Genomic DNA, 11,984 nt, shown 5'->3' with positions numbered 1-11,984 from the left:
CCCCAGAGAAGTCAGTGGGTTACGCAGAGAATCGTAACGGGATACCAGATCAAGAGCCTGTCCAATGTGCATAAAAAAATCCGGAAACAAGTGAGCGTTTCCGGATTCTTACACAGCCACTGGATCGGTCAACTGATCCTTAACTGATCGGCATTACTCCACGAGGGAGCCTGATATTATTTTGTGAAATCCAGCGGCGCATGGTCAGTGCGTATTTGCAGCGTGACGTTATCAAAGGTGATCATCGTCGATTTACAAAAAATACACTTAGCGCCCAAAGGATTTCGCTCCGTCACATCGAATGCCGATGTGCGGTACTGTGAACCATGACAACATGGACAGCGGAAATGGAGATGTTGAGTAATAACGGCAACCTTAGAGCGTAACAACGTTCGCTGCCGCGGGGCCACGTTGCCCCTGCTCAATAGAAAATTCAACTTTCTGATTTTCGTTCAGCGTGCGGAATTCATTGCTCTGGATGGCAGTGAAATGGACGAAAACGTCTTTGCTGCCATCATCAGGAGTGATAAAGCCAAAACCTTTATCTGCGTTAAACCATTTTACTAAACCAGTCATTTTATTAGACATATTTTACTTCCTTCATTTTGGGCCTTTCGGCAAACAGGGCTTTAATACAGAAACTACTTAGTGTTCAGGAGAGAGACTCAAAAGAAGGGGATAATGCCTGATAATGAGAACTGCTTTAGTAAACTACTTTGTATGCTGTCTGTCTTTCAAACCGACGCAGCTATTAACGCATGATAATTGAGATTAAGCAAATTTTATTTTAGCCGTCCGGCGGTCTTAAATATCGCTGGCTTTATTTTATTAACCCCGTATAGTGCAGCGCAGTATTTTCAGTAAGGAATTTGTTTGTCCCGTAAAATGACAGGAATTGTCAAAACCTTTGATCGCAAAAGCGGCAAAGGATTCATTATCCCCTCCGACGGTCGTAAAGAAGTTCAGGTCCATATTTCCGCATTCACTCCCCGCGACGCAGAAGTGCTTATACCAGGATTACGTGTGGAATTTTGCCGCGTAAATGGCCTGCGAGGACCAACAGCGGCAAATGTTTATCTCTCTTAATATGACGCTGCTTGTTTAAAGCTGACTGGTTTTATTGGAATAGTGCAATAGTCAACATCATATATTATAACATCAGTTACTTTTCCACAAAGAAACTAATCCATTTAAGCGAATATCTCTGCACCTAATAGTTATAAATGCCATTTAACAGCCAGTTATAGTACCACTTGAAACTATATTACCAGCAATAATTAATAGCTTTCGTAACAATTTCCTTATCTTTAATTTGTATTTTGCTAAGATTTATCTTATGCTCACAAGTCGTATTTCCAGAGGGGGATAGTTAACAATCTTATATTTCCCTCTGCGCGCCTTTCCTACCCGCAGTATATAGTGCAAGCGGTATGAGGAAAGGGAGATTTCACAAGGATGTTATACTCAAAGTAGACAATCCTGATCTCAAGCGTACGTATTGTCCATGCGATGAATAAAGGAAAAGTTATGAAACACAAGCTTTCTGCAATCCTTATGGCCTTCATGTTGACGACGCCAGCTGCGTTTGCTGCCCCTGAAGCAACAAACGGGACCGAGGCAACGACGGGTACTACTGGCACCACAACGACCACTACCGGCGCAACCACGACTGCTACTACCACTGGTGGCGTGGCTGCTGGCGCTGTCGGCACGGCGACAGTTGTCGGTGTGGCAACGGCTGTTGGTGTGGCGACGTTGGCAGTTGTTGCAGCAAATGACAGTGGCGATGGCGGTTCTCATAACACCTCAACCACCACGTCCACTACACGCTAATACTGCTTTAACGCGTCGAAATTAAAGTTAAATGATACCCGGTTGCGATATTCGTACCGGGCTTTAAAGATTTGCATTTTTTTAATTAACCTTTCAAGGATTAAAGGTGCGCCCTCTTATTTTATCGATTTTCGCACTATTTCTTGCGGGATGTACGCACAGCCAGCAAAGTATGGTCGATACATTTCGCGCCAGCCTTTTCGATAATCAGGATATCACCGTAGCGGATCAGCAGATCCAGGCGTTGCCTTATTCCACGATGTATTTACGCCTTAATGAAGGGCAACGAATCTTTGTGGTACTGGGATATATAGAACAAGAACAAAGCAAATGGTTATCCCAGGATAACGCCATGCTGGTTACCCACAATGGACGTCTTTTAAAAACCGTCAAACTTAATAATAATCTGCTGGAAGTGACAAATTCCGGGCAGGACCCTCTGCGTAACGCGCTGGCAATAAAAGATGGCAGCCGCTGGACGCGCGATATTCTCTGGAGTGAAGACAACCATTTTCGCTCTGCGACCCTGAGTTCTACTTTTTCCTTTGCTGGATTAGAGACGCTGAATATTGCGGGTCGCAATGTGCTGTGTAATGTCTGGCAGGAAGAGGTGACTTCCACGCGGCCAGAAAAACAGTGGCAAAACACATTCTGGGTCGATTCGGCTACTGGCCAGGTTCGTCAAAGTCGGCAAATGTTAGGCGCAGGGGTTATTCCCGTAGAAATGACGTTTCTTAAACCCGCACCATGAATAAATTACAGTCGTATTTCATTGCCAGCGTACTTTACGTAATGACACCCCATGCCTTTGCGCAAGGAACGGTGACTATTTATCTGCCTGGCGAACAACAGACACTTTCCGTTGGCCCCATGGAAAATGTTGTCCAGTTGGTGACACAACCGCAACTGCGCGATCGCCTCTGGTGGCCTGGTGCCTTGCTGACCGACTCTGCGGCGAAAGCTAAAGCGCTTAAAGACTACCAACATGTCATGGCACAGCTTGCTTCCTGGGAAGCAGAAGCTGACGACGATGTGGCGGCAACGATTAAATCTGTGCGCCAGCAGTTACTCAATCTCAATATCACTGGTCGCTTACCGGTCAAACTGGACCCTGATTTTGTTCGAGTGGATGAGAACAGCAATCCCCCGTTGGTCGGGGACTATACGCTCTATACCGTACAGCGTCCGGTGACTATTACTCTGCTGGGTGCGGTTTCTGGGGCCGGGCAATTGCCCTGGCAGGCAGGCCGTAGCGTTACCGATTATCTGCAAGATCACCCCCGCCTTGCAGGCGCGGACAAGAATAACGTTATGGTGATTACGCCTGAGGGTGAGACTGTCGTCGCCCCTGTTGCCCTGTGGAATAAAAGACATGTGGACCCACCGCCTGGCAGCCAGCTTTGGTTGGGCTTTTCTGCGCATGTACTGCCCGAAAAATATGCTGATTTAAATGACCAGATTGTGTCTGTTTTAACGCAACGTGTTCCTGACTGATGAAGAAGAATTCTTATCTTTTAAGCTGCCTGGCCATTGCCGTCTCCAGTGCCTGTCATGCTGAAGTATTAACCTACCCGGATCCGCTGGGTTCGTCGCAATCAGACTTTGGCGGCACAGGATTGTTGCAGATGCCAAATGCGCGCATCGCACCGGAAGGTGAATTCAGCGTCAACTACCGGGATAACGATCAATACCGGTTCTACTCCACCTCCGTGGCGCTGTTCCCATGGCTGGAAGGCACCATTCGTTATACGGATGTGCGCACACGCAAATATAGCCAGTGGGAAGATTTCAGCGGCGATCAGTCATACAAAGACAAATCATTCGATTTTAAACTTCGCCTGTGGGAAGAAGGTTACTGGCTACCGCAAGTGGCGTTTGGTAAACGTGATATTGCTGGTACGGGTCTGTTTGACGGTGAGTATCTGGTGGCCAGCAAGCAAGCGGGGCCATTTGATTTCACCCTCGGGATGGCATGGGGCTACGCCGGTAATGCGGGCAATATTACCAACCCGTTTTGCCGGGTGAACGATAAATATTGTCATCGCGCAGAGTCTCACGATGCGGGCGATATCAGCTTTAGCGATATCTTTCGTGGCCCGGCTTCCATCTTTGGCGGCATTGAGTATCAAACGCCGTGGAATCCCCTGCGTCTGAAACTCGAATACGATGGCAACAATTACCAGAATGATTTCGCTGGCAAACTGCCTCAGGCAAGCCATTTCAACGTCGGCGCAGTTTATCGCGCTGCCAGCTGGGCAGATCTCAACCTGAGTTATGAACGCGGTAACACGTTGATGTTTGGCTTCACGTTACGGACCAATTTCAACGATCTGCGCCCTGCCCTGCGCGATACGCCAAAACCGGCATATCAACCTGCGCCTGAATCTGAAGGATTGCAGTACACCACAGTAGCGAACCAACTTACCGCGCTGAAGTACAACGCAGGTTTTGAAGCACCGGAAATTCAGCTGCGCGATAAGACGCTGTATATGTCTGGTCAACAATACAAATACCGTGATTCTCGCGAAGCGGTCGATCGTGCCAACCGGATTCTGGTGAATAACCTGCCGCAAGGCGTTGAGAAGATTAGCGTGACGCAAAAGCGCGAGCATATGGCGATGGTGACTACCGAAACCGACGTAGCCAGCCTGCGCAAACAGCTGGCTGGTACAGCGCCTGGTCAATCAGAGCAACTTCAACAACAACGTGTTGAAGCAGAAGATCTTTCTGCCTTTGGTCGGGGCTACCGTATTCGTGAAGATCGCTTTAGCTACTCTTTCAACCCAACACTTTCACAGTCGCTGGGCGGCCCGGAAGATTTCTATATGTTCCAGCTGGGGCTGATGTCCAGTGCCCGCTACTGGTTTACCGACCACCTGCTGCTTGATGGCGGTATTTTCACCAATATTTACAACAACTACGACAAGTTTAAGTCTTCGCTGTTGCCCGCGGACTCTACCCTGCCCCGCGTGCGCACGCATATCCGTGATTACGTTCGCAATGACGTTTATCTCAACAACTTGCAGGCGAACTACTTTGCCGACTTAGGCAATGGTTTCTATGGCCAGGTGTATGGCGGTTATCTGGAAACGATGTACGCCGGTGTCGGTTCCGAGCTGCTTTATCGCCCGCTAGATGCCAGCTGGGCGCTGGGTGTGGACGTTAACTACGTGAAGCAACGTGACTGGGACAACATGATGCGCTTCACCGATTATTCCACGCCAACTGGTTTCGTGACGGCTTACTGGAACCCGCCGACGCTCAATGGCGTACTGATGAAACTTAGCGTTGGGCAATATCTGGCAAAAGATAAAGGAGCAACGATCGACGTCGCCAAACGCTTTGACAGCGGCGTGGCGGTAGGGGTATGGGCGGCAATCAGTAACGTATCTAAAGATGACTACGGCGAAGGCGGCTTTAGTAAAGGTTTTTATATCTCGATTCCATTCGACTTGATGACCATTGGACCTAACCGCAACCGCGCGGTGGTTTCGTGGACACCATTGACGCGTGATGGTGGACAAATGCTGTCACGCAAATACCAGCTCTATCCAATGACGGCAGAGCGAGAAGTACCGGTTGGACAATAACCTGACGTAATTCATAACATTACATTGACTGATAAATATAAACCAATGAAAAAGAACATTTTTAAGTTTTCGGTACTGACATTGGCTGTTCTGTCTTTGACAGCATGTACCCTTGTTCCTGGTCAGAATTTATCGACCAGAACAAGGATGTCATTGAACTACCTGACAATCAGTATGACCTGGACAAAATGGTCAATATCTATCCCGTCACGCCAGGATTGATTGATCAGTTGCGCGCCAAACCGATTATGTCGCAGGCTAACCCGGAGCTGGAGCAGCAAATCGCAAACTATGAATATCGTATCGGGATTGGTGATGTGTTGATGGTTACGGTCTGGGATCACCCGGAACTAACCACCCCCGCAGGGCAATACCGTAGCGCCAGTGATACCGGCAACTGGGTTAACGCCGATGGTGCGATTTTCTACCCCTATATTGGTCGCCTGAAAGTGGCCGGGAAAACACTTACCCAAGTACGCAACGAGATTACAGCGCGTCTCGATTCAGTCATTGAAAGCCCGCAAGTCGATGTCAGCGTCGCGGCGTTCCGATCGCAAAAAGCGTACGTCACCGGCGAAGTCAGCAAATCGGGTCAGCAGCCGATTACCAATATTCCTCTGACCATCATGGATGCGATTAACGCCGCGGGCGGTCTGACCGCAGATGCAGACTGGCGCAACGTGGTGCTCACCCAGAATGGCGTAAAGACCAAAGTGAACCTCTATGCGCTGATGCAGCGTGGCGACTTGCGCCAGAACAAACTGCTGCACCCGGGCGATATTTTATTTATTCCGCGCAACGATGATCTGAAAGTCTTCGTGATGGGTGAAGTGGGTAAACAGAGCACGCTGAAAATGGACCGCAGCGGTATGACCCTGGCGGAAGCGCTGGGTAACGCTGAGGGTATGAATCAGGATGTCGCTGATGCGACGGGGATTTTTGTTATTCGTGCAACGCAAAACAAGCAGAATGGCAAAATCGCCAATATTTATCAGCTGAATGCGAAGGACGCATCGGCAATGATACTCGGAACGGAATTCCAGCTTGAACCTTACGACATTGTTTATGTCACTACCGCGCCGCTGGCTCGTTGGAACCGTGTGATTTCTCTGCTGGTACCGACGATTTCCGGGGTGCATGACCTGACAGAGACTTCACGGTGGATTCAAACATGGCCCAACTAAAATTTAACTCCATCCTGGTGGTTTGTACCGGCAACATTTGCCGTTCGCCCATTGGCGAGCGCTTGCTGCGTAAACGTCTGCCAGGCGTAAAAGTCAAATCGGCAGGTGTTCATGGTCTGGTAAAACACCCTGCAGATGCGACAGCAGCAGATGTTGCCGCTAATCATGGCGTATCTCTTGAAGGACATGCCGGACGTAAGCTCACTGCTGAGATGGCACGAAATTACGATCTGATTCTGGCAATGGAGTCAGAGCATATTGCTCAGGTTACCGCAATCGCTCCCGAGGTCCGCGGGAAGACAATGCTGTTTGGGCAATGGCTGGAACAGAAAGAGATCCCGGATCCCTATCGTAAAAGTCAGGACGCATTTGAACATGTCTACGGTATGTTGGAGCGCGCCAGTCAGGAATGGGCGAAGCGCCTCAGCCGGTAATTTGAGTTTATAAAATACGATGACAACTAAAAATATGAATACGCCACCAGGCAGCACTCAGGAAAATGAGATCGATCTGCTTCGTCTGGTCGGCGAGTTATGGGATCACCGTAAGTTTATTATCAGCGTAACCGCGTTATTCACGCTGATCGCTGTCGCTTACTCGCTGTTAAGCACACCAATTTATCAGGCAGATACTCTGGTCCAGGTTGAGCAAAAACAGGGCAACGCCATTCTCAGCGGCCTGAGCGATATGATCCCTAACTCATCGCCCGAGTCTGCACCGGAGATCCAACTGCTGCAATCGCGCATGATTCTCGGTAAAACCATTGCTGAACTGAATCTGCGCGACATAGTTGAGCAGAAGTATTTTCCGATTGTGGGTCGCGGCTGGGCGAGATTAACCAAAGAAAAACCAGGTGAGCTGGCGATCAGCTGGATGCATATTCCACAACTGAATGGTCAGGATCAGCAACTGACACTCACGGTTGGGGAAAACGGCCACTATACACTGGAAGGTGAAGAGTTCACCGTCAATGGTATGGTCGGCCAGCGTCTGGAAAAAGATGGCGTTGCGCTGACTATCGCGGACATTAAGGCCAAACCAGGAACACAGTTTGTCCTGAGCCAGCGTACCGAACTGGAAGCGATTAACGCATTGCAGGAAACCTTTACCGTTAGCGAACGCAGTAAAGAAAGCGGGATGCTGGAACTTACCATGACTGGTGATGATCCCCAGTTGATTACTCGTATTCTGAACAGCATCGCTAACAACTATTTGCAACAGAATATCGCTCGCCAGGCGGCGCAGGATTCACAAAGCCTTGAATTCTTACAGCGCCAGTTGCCTGAAGTGCGCAGCGAGCTGGACCAGGCGGAAGAAAAACTCAACGTTTATCGCCAGCAGCGCGATTCGGTTGACCTTAACCTAGAAGCCAAAGCCGTTCTTGAGCAGATTGTGAACGTTGATAATCAACTCAATGAGCTGACTTTCCGCGAGGCAGAGATCTCCCAGCTGTATAAGAAAGATCACCCAACTTATCGTGCGCTGCTGGAAAAACGCCAGACGCTGGAGCAAGAACGCAAACGCCTGAATAAGCGGGTATCGGCAATGCCTTCCACTCAACAGGAAGTGTTACGTTTAAGCCGTGACGTAGAAGCGGGCCGTGCGGTATATCTGCAATTACTTAACCGCCAGCAGGAGTTGAGTATTTCGAAATCCAGTGCCATTGGTAACGTGCGGATTATCGACCCAGCAGTCACTCAGCCGCAGCCAGTGAAACCGAAAAAAGCGTTGAACGTGGTGCTTGGTTTTATTCTTGGCCTGTTTATTTCGGTGGGTGCCGTGCTGGCGCGTGCGATGTTGCGTCGTGGTGTAGAAGCCCCGGAACAACTGGAAGAGCACGGCATCAGCGTTTATGCCACTATCCCAATGTCCGAGTGGCTGGATAAACGTACCCGTCTGCGTAAGAAAAATTTATTTTCTAATCAGCAGCGCCATCGTACTAAAAATATCCCCTTCCTGGCGGTGGATAACCCGGCGGATTCTGCTGTGGAAGCCGTACGTGCGCTACGAACCAGTCTGCACTTCGCTATGATGGAGACGGAGAATAACATTCTGATGATCACCGGTGCGACGCCAGACAGTGGTAAAACGTTTGTCAGTTCAACTCTGGCAGCGGTGATCGCCCAGTCCGATCAAAAAGTGTTATTTATTGATGCCGACTTACGCCGTGGTTATTCGCATAACCTGTTTACCGTGAGTAATGAACATGGCTTGTCGGAATATCTGGCAGGTAAAGATGAGCTCAACAAAGTGATCCAGCATTTTGGCAAAGGAGGCTTTGATGTGATTACTCGCGGTCAGGTGCCACCTAACCCGTCTGAACTGCTGATGCGCGATCGGATGCGTCAATTACTGGAATGGGCGAACGACCATTACGATCTGGTGATTGTCGATACGCCGCCGATGCTGGCGGTGAGTGATGCCGCGGTCGTGGGGCGTTCTGTTGGCACCAGCCTGCTGGTTGCGCGTTTTGGCTTGAACACCGCCAAAGAGGTGAGTTTGTCAATGCAGCGCCTGGAACAGGCAGGCGTCAATATTAAAGGCGCTATCCTCAATGGTGTGATTAAACGCGCCAGCACCGCTTACAGTTACGGCTATAACTATTACGGTTATAGTTACTCCGAGAAAGAGTAAAACTGAAAGTGGCCGGATGCGGCGTGAACGCCTTTTCCGGTCTACGCATTAGACAGTTCTTCGTTTGTCATCAGCCTCAGAGCATTCAGGTAACTGAATGCTCTTTTTTATGCATTACAAACTGCACGCCGGTATGCGTGCTTCATTCACGATTTGCGTAAAACCTGCCAACGAACACATGCCCTGCGCATTTCGCTCTTCACATCCTGCCAGGGTCAGTTTCACCTCTCCGGGCGGCGTATTTAATGACAGCGGCGTTTTATCACGCATCTGCTGTAAAGTCTGGAAGACCAGCGAAACCTGAATCCACTGGCTGTTATCGCTTAGCCGACGCCAGCGTTCAAACACCAGTTCACCACCTGGCGGCGTGTTATCCGGCTGACCGGGAAGCGTCCAGTTGAGCTCCAGTGCGCCGCCGAGATTTGCCAGATTAGTATCGTGTCCGGCAATAAACAGTACTGAAGTGGGTAATGTCACACCATACGCCTGTTTTTGCGGTGGATGGGGCGTCAACGCTGCCATGATCAAATCCAATAACGGGGTGGCGCGGCTGCGGGCAACCTCTGGCGTGCGTTGTAGCAAATAAAATTGCGCGTTATGCAAACTTAGCAAGGTGTTCCACTGGTGTGAATCGGTGATCCTTCCCCACCCCGGCTCTGGCATTCCCTGTGCTTGTTGCAGGAGAAATATCTCCGTCAGCATTGATGCGAGGCTTACCGCACCGGTTAATGAGACATTGTCGGCGCTCACCTTGAGTTCCGATGGTAATGCCTGCGTTAATGAACAGCTTTCGTCCTGTTTCTCACGTTTAAGGCACAAGTTTGATTGCGGAAAATTAAGCACCCGTTCCAGTTCGCGAAACGCCGTTTGCCGATGCCCGGTAAAGTCAGCAATTGACCCTCCTGCCCTGCTGAGGATCGCGTCAGTCACGTTCGCATTATCCAGTTGGCAAACGCCAGTTTTTAGAGGATTAAATAACGGATCGGGACTGGACGTATCTGCCTGGGTATGTACGGTTATTGCACAGTCAGGTGCCAGCCCGGCGGCGAAGGCTTCGCCTGTTTTACGGGTACGCTCGTCGACATCAGCAATAATCGCGACCTGACCAGGCTGCGGACAGCCCTTTTTTGCCAGCAATCCGTCGGCCACCAGACGCTGGCGTTGGTAATGTCCGAAATAGGCGATTAGCTCACCACCGCGCGGTGTCAGCCAACCCAGTTTTACCGGCCAGGTTGGCCATGCGTCTGGGGTGACATCCTGCATCAGTTGCGTGGCCTTGGTTGGAGCACGCACACCATGACGACTGACAATCACCACACTTTCCAGCTTCAGCTCCGGCTCACTCTGAGCGAATGCAGATTGCGAGGTTAACGGAATCAGAAGAGATAAAAATGGGATTAAGATCGCTTTCATCGATATGTTTCCGCTTTTCATATCTGACATTATTGATTGCCTGATGCGATGCTAATGCGCCGCATCAGGCCTACGTTCGTTAACTTTTCAGACGCGGGTCCAGCCATACCAACACAAGGGTGGAGAGCGAACACATCAACAAAATGCCGACGAACCAAAGTAAATACCACATTGTTCCTGCTCCTTAGTACAACTCGTTTTCGTTACGGCGGAGAGTTTCTGTTGTCATGCGCCCCCACATTTTGTAGTAGCTCCAGAGAGTGTAGAGCAACACAATGGGCAAAAATATCAGCACGATTACCAACATAATGCTCAGCGTCAGCTGGCTGGAAGTGCTGTCCCACAACGTCAGGCTGGAGATCGGACTCACGCTTGACGGCATGACGAAGGGGAACAGCGTGATGCCTGCCGTGAAAATCACGCCAAATTGCATCAATGACGCCATTAAAAATCCCCAACCTGGGCGACCACGATAAATCGCCATCACCGTCAGCAATGGGCAGAAGAACCCCAGCAGCGGGAAGATCCACAAAACGGGCGATTCGACGAAATTATTCATCCAGGCACCAGGTAGCACTGCCACCAGTTTCATTAACGGATTGGAAGGACCGTTAGCATCCTGGGCGAGCAGTACAAAGCCATCAATACCGACCCACAGCCAGTAACCCGCCAGCAAAAAGCACAGCATCACCAACAGTGCAGCGCGTTTGGTGGCCAGCTGTGAACTCAGATGAATCACACCAACAGTTTTCAGTTGTAACCAGACGCCACCTTGCAAAATTACCATCCCAAGGCTGAGCAATCCGCACAATAAAGGGAATGGCGTCAGCAGTTGCCAGAAGCTGCCGAGATACTCCACGCGTAATTGCGGTGTGAAGGCAAACGGCACGCCGAGCAACAAGTTGCCGAAGGCGATACCGAAGACTACCGGCGGCACCAGACTGCCGATGACCAGACCGGCGTCCCACATTTTACGCCAGCGTGCATCGGCGATTTTTCCGCGATAATCAAAGGCCAGCGGGCGGAAGAACAGTGAGCACAGCACCAGGATCATCGCCACATAAAAGCCGGAAAACGCCGCTGCATACACTCTGGGCCAGGCGGCAAATAATGCCCCACCAGCGAGGATCAACCAGACCTGGTTGCCTTCCCAGTGTGCACCAACGCTGTTTATCACTATCCGGCGTTCATCATCATTACGCGCCACCAGCGGCAGCAGACAGCCGATCCCCATGTCAAATCCGTCGGAGATCATAAAGACCACCAGGATCACGCCAATCAGCAGCCACCAGATGAAGCGCAATGTTTCATAATCAAACATGATTTTCTT

At 50.1% G+C, this 11,984-nt stretch carries 14 protein-coding genes and 1 pseudogene; 8 read left to right on the top strand and 7 right to left on the bottom strand.

Going from position 1 to position 11,984, the window contains the following annotated elements; translation table 11 throughout:
* From BHE85_RS27895 to cspG, 4 genes are all read right to left on the bottom strand, one after another.
* The coding region (locus BHE85_RS27895) for a hypothetical protein (RefSeq protein WP_047199464.1) at positions 1–90 on the bottom strand (90 nt) is incomplete at its 3' end.
* Between the two features lie 49 nt (positions 91–139).
* The gene (locus tag BHE85_RS28535; protein WP_226342180.1) at positions 140–202 is read right to left on the bottom strand and encodes a hypothetical protein; all 63 of its coding nucleotides are present in this window, start codon (positions 200–202) and stop codon (positions 140–142) included.
* Complete coding sequence (gene ymcF, locus BHE85_RS22895; protein WP_071844837.1) at positions 177–365, bottom strand: cold shock small protein YmcF; 189 nt, start codon at positions 363–365, stop codon at positions 177–179. Before ymcF ends, BHE85_RS28535 begins: the two co-directional genes overlap by 26 nt.
* Positions 366–375: 10 nt before the next feature.
* Positions 376–588 (bottom strand): cold shock protein CspG, encoded by a 213-nt coding sequence (gene cspG / locus BHE85_RS22890; RefSeq protein ID WP_000066490.1) that lies wholly within the window; start codon positions 586–588, stop codon positions 376–378.
* Positions 589–873: 285 nt separating this feature from the next.
* Here cspG and cspH point away from each other — a divergent pair, with 285 nt between their 5' ends.
* From cspH to etk, 8 genes and pseudogenes are all read left to right on the top strand, one after another.
* Positions 874–1,086, top strand: a complete 213-nt coding sequence (gene cspH, locus BHE85_RS22885) for a cold shock-like protein CspH (protein ID WP_000087763.1) — start codon at positions 874–876, stop codon at positions 1,084–1,086.
* Positions 1,087–1,527: 441 nt separating this feature from the next.
* Complete coding sequence (locus BHE85_RS22880) at positions 1,528–1,833, top strand: threonine-rich inner membrane protein GfcA (RefSeq protein WP_001295358.1); 306 nt, start codon at positions 1,528–1,530, stop codon at positions 1,831–1,833.
* 106 nt (positions 1,834–1,939) lie between these two features.
* Positions 1,940–2,584 (top strand): lipoprotein GfcB, encoded by a 645-nt coding sequence (gene gfcB, locus BHE85_RS22875; protein WP_001247610.1) that lies wholly within the window; start codon positions 1,940–1,942, stop codon positions 2,582–2,584.
* Entirely contained in the window at positions 2,581–3,327 is a 747-nt protein-coding gene (locus tag BHE85_RS22870; protein ID WP_001038061.1) for a capsule biosynthesis GfcC family protein, read from the top strand. Before gfcB ends, BHE85_RS22870 begins: the two co-directional genes overlap by 4 nt.
* The gene (locus BHE85_RS22865) at positions 3,327–5,423 is read left to right on the top strand and encodes a YjbH domain-containing protein (protein ID WP_000742310.1); all 2,097 of its coding nucleotides are present in this window, start codon (positions 3,327–3,329) and stop codon (positions 5,421–5,423) included. Before BHE85_RS22870 ends, BHE85_RS22865 begins: the two co-directional genes overlap by 1 nt.
* A gap of 45 nt (positions 5,424–5,468) precedes the next feature.
* Positions 5,469–6,607 (top strand): annotated as a pseudogene (locus tag BHE85_RS22860) (polysaccharide export protein).
* A complete protein-coding gene (gene etp / locus BHE85_RS22855; RefSeq protein WP_000057871.1) occupies positions 6,595–7,041 on the top strand; it encodes a protein-tyrosine-phosphatase Etp in 447 nt (148 codons plus the stop codon). The pseudogene BHE85_RS22860 and the gene etp overlap by 13 nt, the downstream one beginning before the upstream one ends.
* Positions 7,042–7,060: 19 nt before the next feature.
* Positions 7,061–9,241 carry a tyrosine-protein kinase gene (gene etk, locus BHE85_RS22850; protein ID WP_000208650.1) on the top strand — a complete coding sequence of 727 codons (2,181 nt, stop codon included), beginning with the start codon at positions 7,061–7,063 and terminating at the stop codon, positions 9,239–9,241.
* Positions 9,242–9,355: 114 nt separating this feature from the next.
* Here etk and appA read toward each other — a convergent pair whose 3' ends face one another.
* The 3 genes from appA to appB all read right to left on the bottom strand — a co-directional run bounded on the left by appA (position 9,356) and on the right by appB (position 11,975).
* Complete coding sequence (gene appA, locus BHE85_RS22845) at positions 9,356–10,654, bottom strand: bifunctional acid phosphatase/4-phytase (RefSeq protein WP_004985114.1); 1,299 nt, start codon at positions 10,652–10,654, stop codon at positions 9,356–9,358.
* A gap of 79 nt (positions 10,655–10,733) precedes the next feature.
* On the bottom strand, positions 10,734–10,826 hold the full coding sequence (cbdX, locus tag BHE85_RS22840; RefSeq protein ID WP_000270305.1) for a cytochrome bd-II oxidase subunit CbdX: 93 nt from the start codon (positions 10,824–10,826) through the stop codon (positions 10,734–10,736).
* Positions 10,827–10,838: 12 nt separating this feature from the next.
* On the bottom strand, positions 10,839–11,975 hold the full coding sequence (gene appB / locus BHE85_RS22835; RefSeq protein ID WP_000460812.1) for a cytochrome d ubiquinol oxidase subunit II: 1,137 nt from the start codon (positions 11,973–11,975) through the stop codon (positions 10,839–10,841).
* Positions 11,976–11,984 lie beyond the last annotated feature (9 nt).

It is taken from the genome of Shigella sp. FC1567 (assembly GCF_001743015.1).
Lineage (GTDB): Bacteria > Pseudomonadota > Gammaproteobacteria > Enterobacterales > Enterobacteriaceae > Escherichia > Escherichia coli.
The sequence above is the reverse complement of the archived record's forward strand: the minus strand, read 5'-3'. Positions and strand labels throughout refer to the sequence as shown.